Source organism: Bradyrhizobium forestalis (assembly GCF_002795245.1).
In the GTDB taxonomy this organism is placed as follows: domain Bacteria; phylum Pseudomonadota; class Alphaproteobacteria; order Rhizobiales; family Xanthobacteraceae; genus Bradyrhizobium; species Bradyrhizobium forestalis.
In genome coordinates this window covers 177,668-198,165 of sequence record NZ_PGVG01000002.1, presented here as the reverse complement: position 1 = coordinate 198,165, position 20,498 = coordinate 177,668, and the positions used below count along the sequence as shown (strand labels likewise).

Annotated in this window: 23 protein-coding genes; 10 read left to right on the top strand and 13 right to left on the bottom strand. The window is 64.1% G+C overall.

What is annotated here, in order from left to right:
* Window positions 1–244 precede the first annotated feature (244 nt).
* Window positions 245–943, top strand: coding sequence for a ribonuclease activity regulator RraA (locus CVM73_RS03230; RefSeq protein WP_028136365.1), 699 nt, complete (start codon window positions 245–247; stop codon window positions 941–943).
* Window positions 944–966: 23 nt separating this feature from the next.
* On the top strand, window positions 967–1,371 hold the full coding sequence (locus CVM73_RS03225) for a (R)-mandelonitrile lyase (RefSeq protein WP_100230564.1): 405 nt from the start codon (window positions 967–969) through the stop codon (window positions 1,369–1,371).
* A gap of 143 nt (window positions 1,372–1,514) precedes the next feature.
* On the opposite strand, the gene CVM73_RS03220 is transcribed toward CVM73_RS03225, so the two are convergent.
* The 4 genes from CVM73_RS03220 to CVM73_RS03205 form a co-directional block, all read right to left on the bottom strand.
* Window positions 1,515–1,871: a hypothetical protein gene (locus CVM73_RS03220; protein WP_100230563.1), complete on the bottom strand. Its 357-nt coding sequence runs from the start codon at window positions 1,869–1,871 to the stop codon at window positions 1,515–1,517.
* Between the two features lie 172 nt (window positions 1,872–2,043).
* A complete protein-coding gene (locus tag CVM73_RS03215) occupies window positions 2,044–2,919 on the bottom strand; it encodes a DUF2147 domain-containing protein (protein ID WP_100230562.1) in 876 nt (291 codons plus the stop codon).
* 200 nt (window positions 2,920–3,119) lie between these two features.
* Window positions 3,120–3,620 carry a hypothetical protein gene (locus CVM73_RS03210; protein ID WP_100230561.1) on the bottom strand — a complete coding sequence of 167 codons (501 nt, stop codon included), beginning with the start codon at window positions 3,618–3,620 and terminating at the stop codon, window positions 3,120–3,122.
* A 1-nt stretch (window position 3,621) separates the two neighbouring features.
* Window positions 3,622–4,401: a transporter substrate-binding domain-containing protein gene (locus CVM73_RS03205; RefSeq protein WP_100230560.1), complete on the bottom strand. Its 780-nt coding sequence runs from the start codon at window positions 4,399–4,401 to the stop codon at window positions 3,622–3,624.
* Window positions 4,402–4,528: 127 nt separating this feature from the next.
* Between CVM73_RS03205 and CVM73_RS03200 the strand changes: the two genes are divergently transcribed.
* Window positions 4,529–5,026, top strand: a complete 498-nt coding sequence (locus CVM73_RS03200) for a DUF1993 domain-containing protein (protein ID WP_100230795.1) — start codon at window positions 4,529–4,531, stop codon at window positions 5,024–5,026.
* Window positions 5,027–5,219: 193 nt separating this feature from the next.
* Here the strand turns inward: CVM73_RS03200 and CVM73_RS39980 are convergent, their stop codons facing one another.
* The 7 genes from CVM73_RS39980 to CVM73_RS39055 form a co-directional block, all read right to left on the bottom strand.
* Window positions 5,220–5,687 carry a hypothetical protein gene (locus CVM73_RS39980; RefSeq protein ID WP_167406595.1) on the bottom strand — a complete coding sequence of 156 codons (468 nt, stop codon included), beginning with the start codon at window positions 5,685–5,687 and terminating at the stop codon, window positions 5,220–5,222.
* A 171-nt stretch (window positions 5,688–5,858) separates the two neighbouring features.
* Entirely contained in the window at window positions 5,859–6,848 is a 990-nt protein-coding gene (locus tag CVM73_RS03190; protein ID WP_100230559.1) for a hydroxyacid dehydrogenase, read from the bottom strand.
* Window positions 6,849–6,885: 37 nt separating this feature from the next.
* A complete protein-coding gene (locus tag CVM73_RS03185) occupies window positions 6,886–7,986 on the bottom strand; it encodes an ABC transporter ATP-binding protein (RefSeq protein WP_100230558.1) in 1,101 nt (366 codons plus the stop codon).
* Window positions 7,987–7,992: 6 nt separating this feature from the next.
* Entirely contained in the window at window positions 7,993–8,904 is a 912-nt protein-coding gene (locus CVM73_RS03180; protein ID WP_100230557.1) for a carbohydrate ABC transporter permease, read from the bottom strand.
* A complete protein-coding gene (locus CVM73_RS03175) occupies window positions 8,904–9,842 on the bottom strand; it encodes a carbohydrate ABC transporter permease (protein WP_100230556.1) in 939 nt (312 codons plus the stop codon). The genes CVM73_RS03180 and CVM73_RS03175 overlap by 1 nt, the downstream gene beginning before the upstream one ends.
* Window positions 9,843–9,972: 130 nt before the next feature.
* A complete protein-coding gene (locus tag CVM73_RS03170) occupies window positions 9,973–11,313 on the bottom strand; it encodes an ABC transporter substrate-binding protein (protein ID WP_100230555.1) in 1,341 nt (446 codons plus the stop codon).
* Window positions 11,314–11,458: 145 nt separating this feature from the next.
* The gene (locus tag CVM73_RS39055) at window positions 11,459–11,803 is read right to left on the bottom strand and encodes a hypothetical protein (RefSeq protein WP_146006560.1); all 345 of its coding nucleotides are present in this window, start codon (window positions 11,801–11,803) and stop codon (window positions 11,459–11,461) included.
* Here CVM73_RS39055 and CVM73_RS03165 point away from each other — a divergent pair.
* Together CVM73_RS03165 and CVM73_RS03160 are read left to right on the top strand one after the other, a co-directional pair.
* On the top strand, window positions 11,796–12,593 hold the full coding sequence (locus tag CVM73_RS03165; RefSeq protein ID WP_100230554.1) for a Spy/CpxP family protein refolding chaperone: 798 nt from the start codon (window positions 11,796–11,798) through the stop codon (window positions 12,591–12,593). The two genes, CVM73_RS39055 and CVM73_RS03165, sit on opposite strands and share 8 nt — an antisense overlap.
* A gap of 112 nt (window positions 12,594–12,705) precedes the next feature.
* A complete protein-coding gene (locus CVM73_RS03160; protein ID WP_100230553.1) occupies window positions 12,706–13,083 on the top strand; it encodes a response regulator in 378 nt (125 codons plus the stop codon).
* A gap of 45 nt (window positions 13,084–13,128) precedes the next feature.
* On the opposite strand, the gene CVM73_RS03155 is transcribed toward CVM73_RS03160, so the two are convergent.
* Together CVM73_RS03155 and glk are read right to left on the bottom strand one after the other, a co-directional pair.
* Window positions 13,129–13,332 carry a hypothetical protein gene (locus CVM73_RS03155; RefSeq protein ID WP_100230552.1) on the bottom strand — a complete coding sequence of 68 codons (204 nt, stop codon included), beginning with the start codon at window positions 13,330–13,332 and terminating at the stop codon, window positions 13,129–13,131.
* 146 nt (window positions 13,333–13,478) lie between these two features.
* Window positions 13,479–14,465, bottom strand: coding sequence for a glucokinase (gene glk, locus CVM73_RS03150; protein ID WP_100230551.1), 987 nt, complete (start codon window positions 14,463–14,465; stop codon window positions 13,479–13,481).
* 269 nt (window positions 14,466–14,734) lie between these two features.
* On the opposite strand from glk, the gene pncA reads away from it, so the two are divergent.
* The 5 genes from pncA (at window position 14,735) to CVM73_RS03125 (ending at window position 20,476) form a co-directional block, all read left to right on the top strand.
* Complete coding sequence (pncA, locus tag CVM73_RS03145; protein WP_167406594.1) at window positions 14,735–15,361, top strand: bifunctional nicotinamidase/pyrazinamidase; 627 nt, start codon at window positions 14,735–14,737, stop codon at window positions 15,359–15,361.
* A 16-nt stretch (window positions 15,362–15,377) separates the two neighbouring features.
* Complete coding sequence (locus CVM73_RS03140; RefSeq protein ID WP_100230550.1) at window positions 15,378–16,493, top strand: alpha/beta fold hydrolase; 1,116 nt, start codon at window positions 15,378–15,380, stop codon at window positions 16,491–16,493.
* Between the two features lie 140 nt (window positions 16,494–16,633).
* The gene (locus CVM73_RS03135) at window positions 16,634–18,667 is read left to right on the top strand and encodes an NAD(+) synthase (RefSeq protein WP_100230792.1); all 2,034 of its coding nucleotides are present in this window, start codon (window positions 16,634–16,636) and stop codon (window positions 18,665–18,667) included.
* A gap of 30 nt (window positions 18,668–18,697) precedes the next feature.
* A complete protein-coding gene (locus CVM73_RS03130; protein ID WP_100230549.1) occupies window positions 18,698–19,081 on the top strand; it encodes a GrlR family regulatory protein in 384 nt (127 codons plus the stop codon).
* Window positions 19,082–19,660: 579 nt separating this feature from the next.
* Entirely contained in the window at window positions 19,661–20,476 is an 816-nt protein-coding gene (locus tag CVM73_RS03125) for a sugar phosphate isomerase/epimerase family protein (protein ID WP_100230548.1), read from the top strand.
* Window positions 20,477–20,498 lie beyond the last annotated feature (22 nt).

Below are 20,498 nucleotides of genomic sequence, written 5' to 3'. Positions count from 1 at the left end.
CTGTCGAAATCGGGCTTCTGAAGAATGCGGTCCCCGGCGTTCGAGTTCCGCTTCGTCCTGCTTCGCGTAAATGCGCTCGCAAGTCCAATAAATTAATCCAAGGGCACGCGATAAAGCCTTGTTATCGCGTCGCATAATAGCCCAGCGGCCCTGCGTAATTGCTAGCCTCTTGGCCCTTGACGCAAGGCGCCCGGCTCGCAAGATGCGCCCGTTCTTTCCTGCACCTCGGAGCTCGTTCTCGTCCATGTCGCTGTCCCCCGAAGCCCGCAAGACCCTCGCCGGCATCACCACTGCCACCATCACCACGGTCCTGCTGAAGAAGGGCCTGCGCAACGTGTGGATGCGCGGCGCACGTCCGTTGCGTCCGGGCTTGCCGCGGCTGGTTGGGCCGGCCTTCACGCTGCGCTTCGTGCCGGCGCGCGAGGATCTGGCGACGCCGGAATCCTGGTCCTCGCCGATCTCGACCCGCACCGCGATTGAGGCGATGCCGGAGGGCTGCATCGCGGTGGTCGATGCCATGGGCATCACCGATGCCGGCATCTTCGGCGACATCCTCTGCGCGCGCATGGTCAAGCGCGGCGTTACTGCGCTCGTCACCGACGGCGTGGTGCGTGACGTCGAGGGCGTGCTCGGCACCAATCTGCCGGTGTGGTGCGACGGCTACGCCGCGCCGCCTTCCGTTGCCGGCCTCACTTTCGTCGGTTGGGGCGAGCCGATCGGTTGCGGCGGCGTTGCCGTGTTCCCGAACGACATCGTGGTCGCCGACCAGGACGGCTGCGTGCTGATCCCGCAGGCGATGCTCGAGCACGTTCTCAACGAGGGCGTCGAGCAGGAGCGCATGGAAGCCTGGATCGTCAACGAGGTGAACAACGGCGCCGTGCTGCCGGGCCTCTATCCCATGAACGCCGAGACCAAGGCGCGCTACGCCGCCAGCAAGAAGTAACAGGTAAGGAAACGAGGTACCCCATGGATATCACGCTCGCCGGTGCGCGGCCGACCCGCCGCGCGCCCAATGAACACTTCACCGGCACCGTGTGGCAGGACCCCGTCATCATGGCGCCCGCGCCGGCACGGCTGAACTGCTCGCGCGTCGCCTTCGAGCCCGGTGCGCGCACCAACTGGCATCACCATCCGCTCGGGCAGACGCTCTACGTCATCTCCGGTGTCGGCCGCATCCAGTCCAAGGGCGGCCCGATCCGCGAGATCCGCCCCGGCGACACCGTCTGGATTCCGCCGGGTGAAGTGCACTGGCATGGCGCATCGCCGACCAACGGCATGTGCCACATCGCCATGCAGGAGGCGCTCGACGGCGTCTATTCGACCTGGCTGGAGCCGGTGACGGACGTGGAGTATGGGGCCGCGGTCGGCTGAGGCGTTGTGTCCCGGACAAGACGCATCGCCCGAAGGCGATGCGTCGCCGATCCGGGACCCAGAATCTTCCGAGCGATTGATACTGCTGGGTCCCGGCTCCCGCAGCAACGCTTCGCGTCGCTGCTTGTCCGGGACACGAGAAACTACATCTTCTCCGCCGTCCACGTTCCCGTGCACATGGTGCCGCGCCAGGTGCCGGCGCCGGACGTGCCGCTGAGCCGGCCGAAGCCGACCGCGCGCTTGATGCCCGTGCTCAAGGTGACGTTGATGCTGCCGGCGTCGGCGACGCGGCCCGACGCCGTCACGGCCGCGCTGCTCGATGCGATCTGACCGTTGTTGATGCCGATCGCGACGGTCGCGCCGTTGCCGCAGGCCTGGCTCGAGGAGGCAATGCGGACGTTCCATGCGCCGTCGAAGCTGCTTGTCGCAGCGGCTGCCTGCGTCAGCGGAAAGGAGATGGCGACAATGGTGGCGAAAAGACCCTTGCGAAATCCAGTCATGACACGCCCCTGTGGGTGACCATGCGGGATCGTGGCATGGACGCGGAACCGGCGATGTGAGGGCTGTCACGTGCGCAAGGGCAGTGTGAGCTTGCGCACGTCGCTATGATCTATCGCGAAAAGCAAAGGGGCCCGCTTTCACGGGCCCCTTGTCTCCGTCAGGACGCCGAATTCAATTCACGCGCGTCCAGGTCTGGCCGCCGCAGAACATGCCGCCGAAGGCGCAGCCCTGCACACGCAGCCGGTCGGTGCCTTTCATTGCGATCGTCGAATCGTAGGTCGAGCCCGAGTTCGGATCCAGGATGCGGCCGGACCATTTCTGGTCCTTGCCGGGCTTCATGTTGATCAGCACCTGCTCGCCGTTCTGGTTCGACTTGCTGTCGACCGAATAGCCGCAGAGGTTGCTGCCGCATTGCTCGATGCGGACCTTGCCTTCCTTCTCCTCGGTGAGCCAGACGCCGAGCGGCGAATTGAGATCGCGCGTCGGCGCAGCTGCCGGAGAGGGCGTTGCTGCGGCCGCCTGAACGGGAGCGGGGGCAGGCGCCGGGGCGGGTGGCGGAGGCGGCGCCGGTGCCGGTGGCGCGGCAGCCACGGTCGGAGCCGGCGGCGGCGTCACGGCGGGCGCAGCCTGCTGTCCGACCGGGGCAGGAGCCGGAGGCGGTGCGGGCGGCGGCACGACGGCCGTGTCGGCGGGTGTGGTATTGGCGGTCGTGGTCGGCGCAGGAGCCGGCGGTGGCGGCGCAGGAGGCGGCGCGACGGCCGCAGCCGCGGGCGCCTGCACCGCGGCGGGCGGTGCGGCGACGGGAGCGGGGGCTGGTGCCGGAGCAGCCGGCGCTTGCGGATCGACCGTGGCCTGCTGCGGTGCCTGCTCGTTCTTCTTGGCCTTCTTGGGCTTGCTCTGGCCGGTGTTGTCGTACACGCCGGGGATCTGCACCGTGCCGCGATCGGGATCGATGCGGATGGTGCGACCGCCATATTCGAAAGTGTACTGCGCCTGCGCAGCCGTGCTCGCCAAAAGGAATGCGGCCGTAGCCAGCAGCTTCTTCATTTCCGTCTCCTGAGCAGGTGGTCCCCGCGTCGACGCTTACGCTCCGGCCCCGTCACGTAGCGTGATCTAGATCACTTTCAAGCTATGAGTCGTCCTCTCACGGAAATTGGTTCAATAGTGCTGAACTCCGCCCGGAGTTGGGCGGGGCGGCGCCCGGTCCAAGGTGCGCGCCTGACCGGCGAAGAATCGGCGCGCCGCGTCTACTTCTGCGGACAACCCGCGTTGGCCGCCTGCTGGGCGCGGGCAAGCGCTGCGTCGTTCGCCTTATCGGTATGGATCTCGACCGAGCCGACGAGACAGGCATTTGCGCCACTGATCGCGAACACGGAGAGTTCCTGGAGCTCCTTCTCATCCTCGTCGACCCGTCGCCAAGTGCGGATCACCGCCGCCCTCGGTACGCCGCCACGCAAGATCCATTGCACCTTTTCGCCAAACGACTTGCCGGCGCCGCGCCATTGCGCGGTCGGCCCGGACACCTTCTCGATTCCGCCCCGAGGCGCAATCGTGACCGATACGATGTTGCCTTCGTCGGCAAAGCGCACCACGTAACCGGCCGGACCGGGGCAGGTCCACAGACCGAGCTCGTCTGTCGATTCATCCTTGCATGTTTGCCCGGTCGCGGGTGTGAATTTCGTCTGCGCGAGCGCACCGTGGACCCCGGTGATACCGAGCACAATTGCGAGCACTAATTCCTTTCGCATGTCAGTCGAACCAGGTGCTGTAGATTTTCTTGAAGCTGCCGTCCTCCATGGAGACATGGAGCCACTGGTCGACGAAGGCTTTCAGCGCCATGTCGCGCTGCAGCCAGTAGGCCTTCTCCGAAAAATCGAATGGCTTGTCCGGATGCACCGCGCAGAGCACGCCCGCATGCTGCTTCTGCTGGTAGCGGGTTTCGGAGGCATCCGTCATCATCAGGTCGGCATTGCCCTTGGCGATCTCGTCGAAGATCACGGTGTTGTCGGGGAACACGGTGATCTCGGCGTCCTTGATGTTGGCGCGGGCGAAGCGCTCGTTGGTGCCGCCGGGATTGACGATGATGCGGGTGCCCTTCTTGTCGATGTCGGCGATGCTCTGGTACTTGCCGACGTCGGCGCAGCGCGCGATCGGCGTCTTGCCTTCGCGCATGATCGGCATGGAGAAGAAGCCCTTCTTCTGCCGGTCGAGTGTCACCGAGACCCCGCCCATGGCGATGTCGAACTGATCGGCCTCGAAATCCTTCATCAGCTTCGGCCAGGCCGTCGGCACGAATTCGACCTTGACCCCGAGCGCCTTGCCGAGCGCTTCCGCCATGTCGACGTCGAAGCCGCTGAACTGCTGCGTCGCCTTGTCCAGATAGGTGAAGGGCTTGTAGTCGCCGGTCATGCCGACGCGCAAGGTGCCCCGCTTGACGATCTCGTCGAGGCGCGAGGGCGCCTGCTGCGCTTGGGCCGAAAGGTTAGCCAGCAACGCCACGGCCAAAGCCGCCACGAATCGAACAGCCATTCGAACGATCATCTCTTTTCCACCCCTGCGCGAGCTGTCATTGTGCAGCTCTTCGGACGTGGATTTAGACCAGATGCCCGTCGCTGGCGAGGCAGAATTGAAGGGAATCCTTGAGGTGACGATCTCGATGTACGAGGCCTCAGTCGGCCTCTTCGTACCCTATTTGGGCAACCTGTCCGCGCTGCTCGACAAGGGCGTCGCTTATGCGGAGGCCCGCAAATTCAACCCGACGGTTCTGCTCGGCATGCGCCTTGCGCCGAACATGTACGATCTGGCGCAGCAGGTCGGTGAGGCCTGCCGCCACGCCACGGTTGCTCCCGCCTTGTTGGTCGAGCGCGATCCGGTGGCGCTGCCGGCGCTGGAGCACGACATGGCCGGGCTTCAGGCGCGCATCGCAACGTCGATCGAGTTCATCGAAAGCCTGCCGCGCACGGAGATCGATGCGGCGGCGGACCGGAATGTCTTCTTCAGGTTGAAGAACGGCACCGAGCTGCCTTTCACCGGGCGCACGCTGCTGCTGACGTTCAGCGTCCCGCAGTTCTTCTTTCACGTCACGACCGCTTACGACCTGTTGCGGCACGCCGGCGTCGAGCTGGTGAAAAAGGATTATCTGGGGAGGAAGTAATTGGCTCGGTGCTCACCTCTCCCCGACGGGGAGAGGTCGGATTGCTATGGCGCGCAATTGCGCGCCTGAGCAATCCGGGTGAGGGGCCGCAGCATCCGGTGAGGCTGTAACCCCTCACCCGGATCGCATCTTCGATGCGCTCCGACCTCTCCCTTCGGGAGAGGTGTGCGGAGAGAGCAGGCCGCAAATAGCCTTACGCTTCGCCTTTGCGCTCGTAATCGGCGAGCGAGCTGCGGCCGGCGATCTCGCTGCGCAGCAGCTCGAAGCGCTTGTTCGCCTCGTCCTGCTGCGCGTCGACGAAACGTACAGCGGCCTCGCTCGTCATGGGGCCGCTGACCACGGGGGCGGACTGTTCGCCGATGGTCTCGTGGACGTAGTACTGGCCGTCATCGCCGCGATGGACCGTCCATTTGAGACGGATCGCCACCATGGGTCCCGGACCGACCTTGCTGTAGCCGTCGGCATCGGTGTGCTCCGGCACCAGCGGCTGTTCCTCGACGACAGGATGTTCGTCGGTAACGACCTGCTCCTGGGCCATCGCCTGCTCATCCGCAACCGCCGTCTCGGCCGCGGTATCGCGGACGACGAGGACGGGCTCGGGGTGCTCCAAAATGCTGGCGATGGTCGCCAGCGCATGGTCGGTCGGGTCGATCTCTGACAAGGGGGCATCCTCCAGCTCGACGCGTTCGGCCAGTCTGTCCCACTGCCGCCGCGGCCGGTCTTATTACGCGCGTTTGATTAAGGCTGAGTTGGGGCTCGATCTGCACCAAAATGGGACGCTTTCTGGCATCCCGAAGGCGGGCGGATGGGCGGGCGCGCGCCCGCCTGTCGCTCAGCCCAGCACGTCCTGATTGATGACGTTCTGCCGAATGGGGTCGCCGTCCAGCACGCTCAGGATGTTGCGCGCAGTCTGCTCGCTCATGCGGCTCACCGCCTCGACGGTGACGCCGGCCACATGCGGGGCCATGATGACGTTTGGCAGCGCAAACAGCGCGTTGCCGACCGGTGGCGGCTCCGCCTCGAACACGTCGATGCCGGCGCCGGCGAGCTTGCCGGAGACCAGGGCGTCGTAGAGCGCGGCTTCCTTCACGATGCCGCCGCGCGCAGTGTTGATGAGATAGGATCTCGGCTTCATCCGGCCGATCCGCGCCGCGTCGAACAGGCCGACCGTCTCCGGCGTCTTGGGACAGTGGATGGTGACGAAGTCGGCGTGAGGCAGTGCGGCGTCGAGGTCAGTGACCGGCTCGCAGCCGGCGGCCTTGATCTCGGCGGCTCCCTTGTAGGGATCGTAGACCTGCACCTTCATCTCCATCGCCAGGCAGCGCTTGGCGGTGCGACTGCCGATGCGGCCGAAGCCGATGACGAGCACGGTCTTGCCGTAGAGGTCGAACGGCAGCATGCCGAGCCGGTCGGCCCATGTTCCGTCCTTGACGCAGGAATGAAGCTCCTGCGCGCGCTTGGCCAGCGTCAGCATCATGAACAGCGCCGCTTCCGCGACCGAGGGCGAGTTGGCGCTGCCAGCGATCATCAGCGGCACCTTGCGGCGGGAGAGGGCGGGCACGTCGACGGCGTCGTAGCCGACGCCGATGCGGGTCACCACTTTCATGTCGCGGGCGGCCTCGAGCTCGGTCTCGCCGAAGGCGGTGGCGCCGAGGGCCACGCCGTGGACGGGGGCATGGCTCTTCAGCAAGGCCTCGAAATCCCTGGCCGAGATCAGGTTCGCAAACTCGACGAGCTCGATATCGTCGCGCTGGGTGAGGAGGGCGCGTGCCCCTTGCGACAAAGTCTGTGTAACGAAAATCTTCTTCTTGTTGGTCGCCATCGCTCCCCTGCCTGCCTGCGTTTCTTGGATCGCGGCGTCACAACACGACGCCGGTCTCTTCATTTAGCAGGTGCATGTTGTTGAGGTCCATCGCCAGGCGCATGGGTGCCCCGTCCTTGGCGCCGGCATTGGGGTCAACGCGGCCGCAGACCGGCGTGCCATCGAGCCCGAAATAGACCAGCGTCTCCATTCCCATCGGCTCGGTGACGTCGAGCACGGTCTCGAACGTCTCGACGCCCGGCCCGAAATGCGCGTGCGACTCGGTGAGATGCTCGGGCCGGAGGCCGAGCAGCAGCTTCTCGGTGCGCGGCAGCGCGTTGTAACGTGCGGCGCGGGCCGGCGGCAGCGGGAAAGCGATGCGGTCGGTAAGGCGGATCTGGAGCGTGCCGCCGACGTCCTCGAGCCGGCACGGGATGAAGTTCATCGCCGGCGAGCCGATGAAGCCCGCGACGAAGCGCGTCGCAGGCTTGTGGTAAAGTTCGTTCGGCGTGCCGATCTGCTCGATGCGGCCCTTGTTCATCACCACGACGCGGTCGGCCAGCGTCATCGCCTCGACCTGGTCGTGGGTGACATAGACGGTGGTGGTGCGCACCTTCTGGTGCACCTTCTTGATCTCGATCCGCATCTGCACGCGGAGTTTCGCGTCGAGATTGGACAGCGGTTCGTCGAACAGGAACACCTTCGGATTGCGCACGATGGCCCGGCCCATCGCGACGCGCTGGCGCTGGCCGCCGGAGAGCTGCTTCGGCTTGCGGTCGATCAGGTCGGTGATGTCGAGGAGGCGGGCGGCTTCCGTCACCCGGGCCTTGATCTCGGCCTTGGGATAGTGCTTCAGGCGCAGCCCGAACGACATGTTCTCGGCGACCGTCATGTGCGGGTAGAGCGCGTAGTTTTGGAACACCATCGCGATGTCGCGATCCTTCGGCGGCACGTCGTTGACGATGTCGCCGCCGATCATGATGTCGCCGTCGCTGATGTCCTCGAGGCCTGCGATCATGCGCAGCGTCGTCGACTTGCCGCAGCCGGAGGGGCCGACCAGCACGATGAACTCATGGTCGGCGATGTCGAGGTCGATGCCGCGCACGGCTTCGACATCATCGTAACGCTTGACTACCTTCCGCAAAGCAACGTCAGCCATGAGTCATCAACCCTTTGTCGCGCCGGCGGTCAGGCCGGCAATGTAGTAGTCCATCAGGAATGCGTAGATGATCAACGGCGGCGCGGCGCCGAGCAGCGCGCCGGTCATGATCTGCCCCCAGTTGAAGACGTCGCCCTTGATCAGGGTGGTGGTGATGCCGACCGGCAGCACGAGCTGGTCGATGGAGGTCGTGAACACCAGGGGATAGAGGAACTGCGCCCAGGATACCGTGAAGGCGAAGATGGTCGCGGCAATCAACCCGGGCAGCGCGACGGGGATGAAGATCCGCGTCAGGGTCTGCAGCCAGGAGGCGCCGTCGATGAGCGCCGCCTCATCCAGCTCCTTCGGGATCGAGGCGAAATAGCCGATCATGATCCAGGTGCAGAACGGCACCGTCAGCGTCGGATAGATGAACAGCAGGACGTACCATCTGTTGAGCAGCGTGATGCCGGTCAGGTCCTGGACCACTGCCAGCATCTTGAACAGCGGAATGAACAGCAAACTGTCCGGAATGAGATAGGTCAGGAACACGCCGGTCGCGAGCGTCGCCGATCCCCAGAACTTCATCCGCGCCAGCGCGAACGCCGCCGGGATGCTGATCAGCATGGTGATGATCACGACCACGATCGACACGATCGCCGAGTTCCAGAAGAACCGCAGAAACTGGTTCGAGGTCAAAAGTTCGACGTAGTTCGACAGAGTGGGGTGGAACACCCACCACGGGTTGGTGGCGGCCGAGATCTCCGCGCTGCTCTTGAGCGAGGTGATCAGCATGTAAAGCGGCGGCGTCAGTGAGAAGAGGGCAAATAGCACGAGGAAGAAGTAGGACCAGCGCAGCGCCCAGGCGCGGTCGCGGCTCATGCTGCCATACTTGACCTTGCGCGTCGGCCCGGCCTTGTCGATCGTGAGCGTGCTCATCAGGCTTCGTTCCCGCGTTTGCTGACATCCCGAAGGATGAAGATCGCCGCGACGGCGAGGATTGGCACCATGAACAGCGAGACGCTGGCGCCAAGCGGAATGTCGCTGCCCTCGATGCCGACCTTGAAGGCCCACGTTGCAAAGATGTGCGTCTGGTCCAGTGGACCGCCCGACGTCAGGATCCGGACGATATCGAAATTGGCGAAGGTGACGATGAGCGAGAACAGCGTGGTAATGGCGATGATGTTACGCATCATCGGCAGTGTGATGAACCAGATCTTCTGCCACCAGTTGGCGCCGTCGATCGCCGCAGCTTCATAGAGCTGGTCCGGCACGGATTTCAGCGCGGCCAGGTACATGATCATGAAAAACGGCGCGCCATACCAGACATTGACGAGAATGACCGAAAAGCGAGCCCACAGGTTGTCGCCGAGCCAGTTGATCGGTCCGATGTGAAAGAAAGAAAGCGTGTAATTGAAGGCGCTGTAGGACGGATCGAACAGCCACAGCCAGGCCAGCGTGCTCATCGCCGGTGGGATCACCCAGGGCACCAGCAGCATGCCGCGCCATTTGCGCTGGCCCTTGGCCGGAATGTTGTGCACGAAATGCGCGACGATGAAGCCCATCAGCGCCTTGAAGAACACGGCGGTGATCGCGAAGATGCAGGATTGCTTCACCACCATCCAGAACGTGTCGCGCTTGAACAGGAAGGTGAAGTTTCCGAAGCCGACGAATTTCTGCATCGACTTGTTCAACGTGGCGAGATGGATGGAGTAGACGGCGGGATAGAGCACGAGCAGCGCAATCAGGATGATCAGCGGCAGCGTCAGCAGAAACGCAACAGTTGATTTTCGTCCGAGGACATTGCGCAGGCTTGTCCGCTTGCGTGTGCCCGCCGCCCCAATTGGGCGACCTTGCTCAACGACGGCGTCGGCCATGGCGTAGGCTTTCCTTAGAGATGTCGAGTGGCGAAGCCGGCCTGTTCGGTCGGCTCCTGCGATACGCGGATGAGGTGCGGGTGCCGGGTGGTTCACGCGTGATCGAGTGAACCGACCGGCGGAAACCCGGCTAGCTTCGCATGAAGCCTTCGCACTCGCCCTCGGCCCAGGCGAGCGTCGCCTCCATCTTCTCGCCCTGGGCGTAGCGGAGCGCCATCTTGGTCAGCGTCGCCTGGAAGTAGATCTGCTGCGCGACCTTGGGCGGCGCCGGAGACGCCGCAATCGATAGCGTCTGATGATTGTAGGGGTTCGGATAGTGGTAGAGCGTCCCCTTCGGTGGGCCTTCCTCCGCCCAGGTCTTCAGCGTCGTCATGTTGGCGTAGGCCGGCAGATCGTAGCCGCCGCTCGCTGCGACGAACTTTGCGATCGACGATGGCGCGGACAAGTGAACGAGCAGGCTCTTTGCTGCCTCCTTGTTCTTGCTGAAGCTCCAGAGGCCCCAGAAGTACGGCAGGTAGGGTGCGAAGCGGCCCTTTGGGCCAGCCGGGAAGCCGTGTGTCCAGCATTGTTCGGCGACCTGCGGTGCATCGCGCTTGGCGACGGCCCACGCGCTCGGCGGATTCAGGATGAGCGCGCCACGGCCCGAGATCAGCCACTTGTTGTTCGAGGCGTCGTCCCAGGACGGAGCGTCAGGCGGCAGGAAAGCAATCAGCTTCTTGTAGTATTCGAGAGCTTGGCGAACGGCGTCGGTCTTCACTGTGACGTCGCCCTTGGCGTTGACGAGCTCCGCGCCGAACGACTGGAAGATTGCACCGGCCGTGTCCACGCTGTCTGTGGTTTCGCCGAGGCCGATGCCGAACGGGAAGCCGCCCTTCTGGCAGGCTTCAGCCGCCTTCAGGAACGTATCCATCGTCCAACCATCCGCCTTTGGCTGCGCTCCGGCCGGGTACATCTCCTGGACGTCGATGCCTGCGTGCTTCTTCATCAAATCGATGCGGGAGCAGGGTCCCTTGATCTGGCTGCCCGGAGTTGCGGGGATGGCAAGCCATTTGCCGCCCGCCTGGCCGAGATATTTGACGGTGCCGTTCACCTCGCCATTCTGCTTGATCAGCGGCTCCATGATATCATTGAGTGGCTCGAGATTTTCGGCGTAGGCATGCGGCCACCATGTCGGCATCTGCAGGATATCGTGGCCCGATTTCGCTTGGGCTTCCGCTGCGACGGTAAGCTGGATCTTGTTGTTGTTGCTGGTGATGTAATCGATCGAGACTTCGACCTTCTCCTTCTCGGCCCATTCATTGACGAGAGCGCGGGAGGCATCGTTGGCGCCCGGCACCCAATGGTCCCAGAAGCCGATCGAGAGCTTGCCGGCGGCGTAAGCGCCTCGGACATAGGGCGCTGTGATCAGCGCCGCGGAGGACATTGCAGTGGCAGCCACAAATTGACGTCGCGTCAGTGTCTTGCGTGACATCTCGTTTCCTCGCTTGGGTGTTGTTGTTGGAGTTTCCTCTGAGAGACTTTCTTTATTGCGTTCTTGTTGCTCGATTTTCTTATTGGTGCCGTCGGCCCGCGTGGGCAAATCACGCATGCCGCAGCAAATTGGTAGCGCGATCAGATCATGATTGATCGCGTCTGTCGAGAAAGCCGAATGGCTCTGCGTCTAAAACTAACGTTGTGTCCGGAAACGTCGCGACGCGTGTCGAGGCGACGCGTCGCAGGTGCAGGGCGCTCGTTGTTTTTGCGACGCACACTTCGCGCCGAACCGTCTGGAACGATCCGTGCGCATTTACGCCGCAGTTTCGAATAAGCCTGCATAACCGCTTCGCGTGAAAGACTTTTCGGGCGTGGACAGCAATCGGCCGCGTCTGGACCTCGAAGCGGCGGAAACGATAGAGTTGCAGTTGCGGGTGACGCCCGCCCGATAGGCCAGTCAGGTCGACGATGGAGACGAGAATGATCAATACGGCGCCGCCAGCGCGGCTTTACCTGCGGCGATGCTTCGCGCTGGGGTCCGTGCTTGCGCTGTTGCTCGGTGCCGCCGCGGTGGCGAATGCTCAAGGTTTGGTCAAAGGTGTTCAGGAAGGCGCGGCGGCCGGGAACAAGGCGGCGGGTCCGGTCGGTGGCGTGCTCGGCGGTGCGATCGGCGGCGTGGTCGGCGTCTTCACCGGCGTGCTCGGTGTCGGCAACAACAACGGCGGCAATCCGGCGCCGGCCGCCAAGGACTCCAGCAAGGACGCCAAGCAGCAGGGCGCGGCCAAGGACAAGGATGCCAAGAGCGCCAAGGCGGGCAAGGGCGCCAAGGCGGGTAAGGAGGCGAAGAACGCGCCGCAGGACAACAAGGGTAATAAGGACAATAAGGACGTCACGGTTCTCACCCAGACCGGCACGCCGCAGCTGACCGCCGAGCAGATCGTCGCCAACAGCGATTCCTACATCGAGCGGATCAAGACCGAGCTGAACCTCACGCCGGATCAGGAGAAGCACTGGTACGGCTTCTCGAGCGCGATGCACTACCTCGGGCATAATGGTGCAGAGCGGCTCAACCTGCGGGTTGCGCGCGCCAAGCGGGATCCGCCCGACGACATCGTCGAGCAGATGCGCAACGAGGCCCAGTTCCTGATTGATCGTGCCGCCGACCAGCGCAACGTCGCCGACGCCGCCGAGCCGCTTTATTCGAGCCTCGACGACAAGCAGAAGCAGGTCTTCATTCAGGAGATGGTGCGCCTCAGCCACGAGCGCGGATTGGATTGATCAAGTTAGATCGGTTCGGGCGGGTCTGAGTGGACGGCGCCCGCCACGAATTCGTGAATCCTCTCCGCAATTCGGTTATGGTTAGCTTCGCGAGACTGACTGCGGGGTTGATATGGCGGACGGACTCTCCGTTTTCCTGGTCGAAGACGAGGCGTTGATCCGGATGATGATCGCCGACATGGTGGAGGAACTCGGACACCACGTCGTCGCGGAAGCGGACAATGTGCGCGACGCCAGCGCCTTTGCCATGACCGCGCAATACGATCTGGCCATCCTCGACATCAATTTGATGGGCGTCTACGTCGATCCGGTCGCCGACCTGATCGAGCGCCGCGGAAAACCGTTTCTGTTCGCCACAGGCTACGGTCCGGAACTGCTGCCGTCCTTGCTCCGGCGCAGGCCGATTCTGCGCAAGCCGATCGCGATAGATCAGCTCAAGGCGATGATCGATTCGATGTTTCCGGAGCCGTCAGCCAAAATTCAAAGCTGAGCAATCATCGCTGGGGCGCATGGCCGGAGGGTGAATTCAATCGCGTCAGTTGCGACCGTTCCTCAGCACCGTGGCAATGGTATGAGCCGTCATCGCCGCTCGATCCGACGCGCGCTGGGCAGCCAGCCGGTCACGGGCCTTTTCCTCGATCAGGAGTTCGATCAGGGCCAACCGCTTGTCTTCGCTGTCGGCCTCGCGCAGCAGGCGGTGATAGCGGTGATAGTCGAAACCAAAATCCTGCTTACGCATGTCACGCCCCCGCAACTACGCCACACACGATGAGATTGTTTCTCATCTGAAACATGTACGCAAGCACGTTCCTCCCCGGGACCGGGCGTGCGCAGTAATCTGCTGTGAATTACTGGCGCCCGCGAGCAGCAGGAAGCGACCGTCCGTCAATCCGCAGTGTGGTCGGCAAACATCTTCAGGCCGACGAAGCTCGCATCAGGCTTGATCACGAGCCGGGTCGGGATGTTGCGCAGATAGTCCTGGAACCGTCCCTTTGCTTCAAAGCGTGCCCGGAACGCGGAGGCTGCGAGGAACTCGCGAAAGCGCGGCACGATTCCGCCGGCGATATAAACGCCGCCGCGGGCGCCGAAGGTCACCGCGAGATTGCCGGCGACCGAGCCAAGGATGGCGCAAAACATCTCCAGCGTCGTGCGGCTGACGGGACAACTTCCCTCCAGTGCGGCCTTGGTGATGGCGGCCGCATCGCGATGCGGCACCTGAACGCCATCGATCTCAGCCAGTGCTTCGTAGAGGTTCTGCAGCCCGGAACCCGAGAGCGCGCCGCGCTCGATGGAGACATGGCCGAGGCGCCGGCGCAAGCACGCAATCACGCGTTCCTCGCGCTCGTTCTCTGCCGGCAGCGTCGCGTGTCCGGCCTCAGTGACGACGGCCAGTCGCGAACCATGGCGTTCAATCAGGCAGGAGACACCAAAACCGGTTCCTGGCCCGACCACCAGCAACGGCTCTCCGGGCAAGCCGCCGCCTCCGCCGAGCGGGACCAGGTCGGCAGGCTGCAAGGCGGGCAGGGACCAGGCCACCACCTCGAAGTCGTTCAGCACATGGACGCTGTCGAAGCCGAGCGCGGGCTGCAGCTCGTTGCCGTCGATGACCCAGGGGCTATTGGTCATGACGCAGCGATTGTTGGTGACGGGACCCGCCACCGCCAGCACTGCTCTTTGGGGCTGCTCGCCGCCCGACCGGCGCGCCAGGAGGTCCGCGATGGCTTCGCGGACGGTCGGGAAGTCGGCGACCTTCACATAGTCGATCGGCCCGGTCTGGTCGCCATCGCTGGATTCGGCCTTGCTCAGCGCGAAGCGCGCATTGGTGCCGCCGATATCGGCGAGAAGAATTTTTCCTGTCTTGCCGATGCCCATGGCCCTGCGGCTTCCGCGGCCTTGCCGGCCTTCGGGAACCTTCGCCTCCCTTCCTGATCCGATCCGCAAGCACGCGGACGGCCTGAGAATCCTCGCTTGATTGTTGCTAGTCAACACGGACGAGGTCAAACCGTTGCATTCTGGACAATCCTTGGCCATCAGCGCGGTGTCGCCGCACGCGGTCGGTGGTTGCGAAGCCGCGCTGGAAGATCGACATTGGGAGGGAGCGTCCGGCGCTTGACGCCGGGCGGATCGAACGGGACCTTGCGATGAAGATTTCCGACCACGACGTGCTGCTGGTGATCGACGTACAGAACGACTTCTGTACCGGCGGCGCGCTCGCCGTTCCCAGTGGCGAGAAGGTCGTCCCCGCCATCAACAGGATCGCCCAAAAATTCGCCAATGTGGTCCTGACCCAGGACTGGCATCCGCGCGACCACGTCTCGTTCGCGCCGAACCATGCGGGCAAGCAGCCGTTCCAGATGATTGAGCTCGACTACGGCCGGCAGGTGCTGTGGCCGACGCATTGCGTGCAAGGCACGGCGGGTGCTGAATTTCATTGCGATCTCGACGTGACACGGGCGAGCCTCGTGGTGCGCAAAGGCTTTCGCCGTGACATCGATTCCTACTCGGCGCTGTTCGAGAACGACCATCGCACGCCGACCGGACTGCTTGGTTATTTGCGCGAACGCGAGCTGAAGACTGTCTTTGTCGCGGGTCTGGCGCTGGACTTCTGCGTCCGCTTCTCGGCGGAGGATGCGCGTAAGGCAGGGTTGGAGGTGGCCGTCATCGAGGATGCCTGCCGGGGTATCGATCTCGACGGCTCGGTTGCGGCGACCCATCAAAGCTTTCGGGACCTCGGCATCGCTGTCGTCAGCCTCGAGGCGTTCCTGTGAGGACATCGAGGTAGCCATGGTGGAAAAGACCGCCAAACAGACACGCGGACCAGGGCATGCTCCTGATGATCCGCGGCTGTGGCCGTTTGCGGCGGCGCAGCTTGCCATGGATGCCTGCTTCTGGTGGCTGGAGCGCGAACCCGCGGAGCAGCGTGACGGCAGCCTGCCATGGACGACACCCAACAGCGTCGCATTGGAGCTCGCAACGATGCAGCTGCGCGATTGCTCGCAGATGCGGTCCGGCCAGCCGGTGCTGGTTTGCGCCCCCTATGCGCTGCATCGGGCCCTGATCGCCGATTTCGCGCCGGGCCACAGCGTGGTGCAGTCGTTGCAAAATGGCGGCATCGACCGGGTCTATCTCACCGACTGGCGGTCGGCGACATCAGACATGCGCTATCTCTCCATCGACAGTTATCTCGGCGATCTCAACGTCGCCATCGACGAGATCGGCGCGCCGGTCGATCTCGTCGGGCTCTGCCAGGGCGGATGGCTGTCGCTGCTCTACGCGGCGCGTTTTCCAGCCAAGGTGCGGCGGCTGGTCCTGGTCGGCGCTCCCGTGGACCTGTCGATCGATTCCTCGCTCTCCCGGCTCGCCCGCAACGCACCCGAGCTGGTCTATGACCAGCTCGTCGCGCGGGGCGGCGGCAATGTCAGCGGCGAGGAGATGCTGCGCTTCTGGTCCAAAGCGCCTGATAACGACGATATCGTGGCGGCATTGCAGAGGGATCTCTCGGACGATCAGGGCACGGCGCTGCTCGCGCGCTTCGACCGCTGGAACGCCGAGACGCTCAATCTGCCGGGCACTTATTATCTCGGGATCGTCAATGGGATTTTCCGGGAGAACCTGATTGCTCGCGACAAGTTCGTCGCGCTCGGCCGCCCTGTTCATCTGAAGGACGTCAAGGCACCGATCTTCCTGCTCGCCGGGCTCGATGACGATGTGGTGCCGGCGACGCAAGCGCTTGCCACCGCCGGGCTCGTCGGCACGCCGCCGGCCTTCATTGCGGCGGCTTCCGAGCCGAGCAATCATCTCGGCCTGTTCATGGGCGCGCGCACCCACGCGCATGCCTGGCCCCGGATCGCCGGGTGGCTGCGCGGCGATCTGCCCGGCGTGCTGGCCCGCAGCGCCTGAGCTCGTCACCTTGGGCAGGCCGCTTTGCAAATCCGTTATGCATGACGGCGGATGGCTCGCACGGGCCCCGCTCGATGGGCTACATATGGTCCGGAGCTGACGGCTTCGGCAGCGAAGAGATTTTGAGGAAACTGCGCTCGATGACTTTCCACTCGATCTACGCTCACGGATTTGCGCGCGTGGCGGCCTGTGTCACCACGTCCCATGTCGCCGATCCCACGGCCAACGCGAAGGCCGTCCTGGCGGCGGCCGATGCCTGCCACGAGCAGTCGGTGGCGGTGGCCGTGTTTCCCGAGCTGTGCCTGTCCGGTTATGCGATCGAAGATCTGGTGAAGCAGGATCCGCTGCTCGATGCGGTCGAGCGCGGCCTCGCCGCGATCGTTGAGGCCTCCGCGGGGCTGATGACGGTCCTGATCGTCGGGGCGCCGCTGCGCTTTGGTCATCGCATCTACAACTGCGCCGTCGTCATTCATCGCGGCAACGTCCTCGGCGTGGTGCCGAAGTCTTACCTGCCGACCTATCGCGAGTTCTACGAGGGACGGCATTTCGCCTCCGGCGCCGGCATCGCCGGCGAGACGATCGCCTTCGTCGACCTGCACGCGCCGTTCGGCGTGGATCTTCTGTTCGCGGCCGAGGACGTTCCGGGCCTCACCATCGGCGTCGAGATCTGCGAGGACATGTGGATCCCGGTGACGCCGGCCTCCGAGCTCGCACTCGCGGGCGCGAGCGTGCTGATCAATCTTTCGGGCAGTCCGATCACGGTCGGCCGGGCGCGCTCGCGCGCGCTGCTGTGCCAATCGACATCGGCGCGCTGCCTCGCGGCCTACGTCTATTCCGCCGCCGGGGCAGGGGAATCCACCACCGATCTCGCCTGGGACGGCCAGACCTCGATCTACGAGAACGGCGTGATGCTGGCCGAGGGCGAGCGGTTCCGGCAGGGCGGCCAGATCACGTTGGCCGACGTCGATCTCGACCTGCTCAGGCAGGAGCGTGCGCTGATGGGAACATTCGACGACAACCGTCGGCAGCGCGAGGCGTTTTTCCGCAAGGTGACATTTGCCCTGAAGCCGCCGGCGGCCGATATCGGCTTCCTGCGCAAGGTCGAGCGCTTTCCGTTCGTGCCGAGCGACGAGAGCCTGCTCGAACAGGATTGCTACGAGGCCTACAACATCCAGGTCGCCGGCCTCGTGCAGAGGATGCGCGCGACCGGCACCAAGCGCGTCGTGATCGGCGTCTCGGGCGGGCTCGATTCCACCCATGCTCTGATCGTCGCCGCCAAGGCGGTCGACCTGCTCGGCCTGCCGCGTGAAAACATCCTCGCCTACACCATGCCGGGTTTTGCCACCGGCAGTGAGAGCAAGACCAATGCGCTCGCGCTGATGCAGGCGTTGCAGACGAGCTGGCAGGAACTCGACATCCGGACCACCGCAACCCAGATGCTGAAGGACATCGGGCACCCCTTCGGCAAGGGCGAGAAGGTCTATGATGTCACCTTCGAGAACGTGCAGGCGGGCCTGCGCACGGACTATTTGTTCCGGCTCGCCAACCATCACGGCGGCATCGTCATCGGGACCGGCGATCTGTCCGAGCTCGCGCTGGGGTGGTGCACCTATGGCGTCGGCGACCAGATGGCGCATTACAACGTCAATGCCGGCGTGCCGAAGACGCTGATCCAGCATCTGATCCGCTGGGTGATCTCCTCGAGACAGTTCAGCGACGACGTCAACCGGACGCTTGGCTCGATCCTGGCCGCTGAAATCTCGCCCGAGCTCGTGCCGGTGCAGCCGGGCGAGAAACCGCAGAGCACGGAAGCGTCCATCGGGCCTTACGAGCTGCAGGACTTCAACCTGTTCTACACGCTGCGCTTCGGCATGCGGCCGTCCAAGATTGCTTTCATGGCGCTCCAGGCGTGGAAGGACGCCGCCAAGGGCGAATGGCCGCCGGCGTTCCCGAGCGACCGGCGCAAGGCCTACGACTTGCCCGAGATCCGCCGCTGGCTGGACGTGTTCCTGCGCCGCTTCTTCGCCTTCAGCCAGTTCAAGCGCTCGGCCATGCCGAATGGACCGAAGGTCTCGGCCGGCGGCTCGTTGTCGCCGCGCGGCGACTGGCGCGCGCCGTCGGATTCGAGTGCGGCCGCTTGGCTCGAGGATCTCGAACGGAACGTGCCGAACTGATCGGGGCGGCGTTGGGGGAGGGACGATCTGATGTCGGCCGGGGATGGGGCGGAAACCGGTGAGGAGGCCAAGGTCACCAACGGCCTCTACATTTTCGACATCGAGATGCGCGAGGGCAAGCGCGGACAGGCCAGGGGCGTGGTCGTGCTCTGCGACGGCCGCATCATGGGCGGCGACAGCTATTTCTACTATACCGGCAGCTACACGTTCCGGAACGGCAAGTGGCGTGGCGACATGATCGTCAACCAGCACACCGAGGCGGTCGGCAGGACGCTAGCATTCGGCGGCCGGGAGGTCACCTGCGGCTTTTCCGGCGACTACTCCGCCGGCGGCGCTGAGGTCGAAGGCATGGCGCTGGTCGGCAAGACCAGCGTGACGTTCACGGCACGGCTGACGCTGAAGGACGCGATCTAAGCCGGTGTGATCTGCCTTCTTTGCGTCTCAGGAACCGTCGCGCTCAATCCGGCAAGTAGACCAATCAAGCCAATCAGACGACGCAGTCTAACACACAGGTCAATCAGCAGGCCCGGGTGGCGTGCGAGAAGCAGCCGAACCGAAATGCGACGCCTGAAACGACAACGCGCCGCCCGGCTGAATCAGCCGGACGGCGCGATGTGCGTTCAATCTGAAAGGTTTCAAGGTCCGGAGTGCCTAGGAGTCCGGACCTCGTCACCTTGCCCCAGCCTTCAATCCCCCGCCCCATGTGGTCCCCCAACCCATGTTGCGCGATCAGAGATGATGCTCGTGGAAGTGGCCGCCGATCGATGTCCGGCGATGTACGCGAAGGCTGGATAGGATTCCATTCCGGATCACTACGGACACGATAGCGCTTGCCATGTGTTCGTTCTGCATCGGTCGCTGATTGCCGATCTGCAGCGCGCGACCGACGGGATGTCCACATCTCATCGGCACCTCCCAATCTGCATTTCACGGGCCTGTCATTGAACTGGTCTAGCGCTGCTCCCGTCATCGCTGACGGCCAAGGAGCATGCCATGTCGAAGCCGGTGTTGGGCGCCGCATTGTCTATCAAATCGATCCCCGCGCATCGCGACTGGCTTCTCGAACGGCAGCGCGATCTCGAAATCCAGGATTTTTTCCGCGCCGATCTGCTCGATAGCGACTGGCGCAGCACGGCAAGCGAGATCAAGCAGATGCTGACCGGCCACACCGGTCGGCTCGGAATTCATGGCCCGTTCTGGGGCTTCAAGATCGACAGCCATGATCCCATGATCCGCCAGGCGGTGACCAAGCGCCTGCTTCAGGGACTGGACGCGGCCGAGTTCCTCGGCGCGACGCAGATGGTGATCCATTCGCCGTTCACGACCTGGGACTACAACAACCTCGACCTCTATCCCGACAACCGCGGCAATCTGGTCGAACGCGTCAAGGCGACACTCGCCGAGGTGATCGCGCGCGCCGAGACGATCGGCTGCGAGATCGTCATCGAGAACATCGAGGACAAGGATCCGCGCGACCGCGTGCGCCTCGCCAAGGCGCTCGAGAGCAATAAGGTCCGCGTCTCGCTCGACACCGGCCACGCCAATTACGCCCACATCTCCACCGGCGCGCCGCCGGTGGACTATTACGTCGAGACCGCCGGCGACATGCTGACGCATGTGCACCTGCAGGACACCGACGGCTTTGCCGACCGGCACTGGGCGCCGGGCGAAGGCAACATCCCCTGGGTCGCCGTGTTCCGCGCCCTTGGCCGGCTCACGTCGAATCCGCGGCTGATCCTCGAACTCCGCAATCACGACGACGTCCGCGCCGGCGCAGCCTATCTCGCTGCGCTCGGGCTCGCCGAATAACAGCATCATCCAGGGCAGGGGT

Coding starts and splice junctions, on each gene's coding strand:
- CVM73_RS03140 (WP_100230550.1), top strand. CDS start 15,378: ATGGTGGAAAAGACCGCCAAACAGACACGCGGACCAGGGCATGCTCCT.
- CVM73_RS03165 (WP_100230554.1), top strand. CDS start 11,796: ATGATCAATACGGCGCCGCCAGCGCGGCTTTACCTGCGGCGATGCTTC.
- CVM73_RS03220 (WP_100230563.1), bottom strand. CDS start 1,871: ATGACTGGATTTCGCAAGGGTCTTTTCGCCACCATTGTCGCCATCTCC.
- CVM73_RS03205 (WP_100230560.1), bottom strand. CDS start 4,401: ATGGCTGTTCGATTCGTGGCGGCTTTGGCCGTGGCGTTGCTGGCTAAC.
- CVM73_RS03160 (WP_100230553.1), top strand. CDS start 12,706: ATGGCGGACGGACTCTCCGTTTTCCTGGTCGAAGACGAGGCGTTGATC.
- glk (WP_100230551.1), bottom strand. CDS start 14,465: ATGGGCATCGGCAAGACAGGAAAAATTCTTCTCGCCGATATCGGCGGC.
- CVM73_RS03210 (WP_100230561.1), bottom strand. CDS start 3,620: ATGCGAAAGGAATTAGTGCTCGCAATTGTGCTCGGTATCACCGGGGTC.
- CVM73_RS03175 (WP_100230556.1), bottom strand. CDS start 9,842: ATGGCCGACGCCGTCGTTGAGCAAGGTCGCCCAATTGGGGCGGCGGGC.
- CVM73_RS03170 (WP_100230555.1), bottom strand. CDS start 11,313: ATGTCACGCAAGACACTGACGCGACGTCAATTTGTGGCTGCCACTGCA.
- CVM73_RS03185 (WP_100230558.1), bottom strand. CDS start 7,986: ATGGCTGACGTTGCTTTGCGGAAGGTAGTCAAGCGTTACGATGATGTC.
- pncA (WP_167406594.1), top strand. CDS start 14,735: ATGAAGATTTCCGACCACGACGTGCTGCTGGTGATCGACGTACAGAAC.
- CVM73_RS03180 (WP_100230557.1), bottom strand. CDS start 8,904: ATGAGCACGCTCACGATCGACAAGGCCGGGCCGACGCGCAAGGTCAAG.
- CVM73_RS03215 (WP_100230562.1), bottom strand. CDS start 2,919: ATGAAGAAGCTGCTGGCTACGGCCGCATTCCTTTTGGCGAGCACGGCT.
- CVM73_RS03155 (WP_100230552.1), bottom strand. CDS start 13,332: ATGCGTAAGCAGGATTTTGGTTTCGACTATCACCGCTATCACCGCCTG.
- CVM73_RS03125 (WP_100230548.1), top strand. CDS start 19,661: ATGTCGAAGCCGGTGTTGGGCGCCGCATTGTCTATCAAATCGATCCCC.
- CVM73_RS03230 (WP_028136365.1), top strand. CDS start 245: ATGTCGCTGTCCCCCGAAGCCCGCAAGACCCTCGCCGGCATCACCACT.
- CVM73_RS03225 (WP_100230564.1), top strand. CDS start 967: ATGGATATCACGCTCGCCGGTGCGCGGCCGACCCGCCGCGCGCCCAAT.
- CVM73_RS03130 (WP_100230549.1), top strand. CDS start 18,698: ATGTCGGCCGGGGATGGGGCGGAAACCGGTGAGGAGGCCAAGGTCACC.
- CVM73_RS03200 (WP_100230795.1), top strand. CDS start 4,529: ATGTACGAGGCCTCAGTCGGCCTCTTCGTACCCTATTTGGGCAACCTG.
- CVM73_RS03135 (WP_100230792.1), top strand. CDS start 16,634: ATGACTTTCCACTCGATCTACGCTCACGGATTTGCGCGCGTGGCGGCC.
- CVM73_RS03190 (WP_100230559.1), bottom strand. CDS start 6,848: ATGGCGACCAACAAGAAGAAGATTTTCGTTACACAGACTTTGTCGCAA.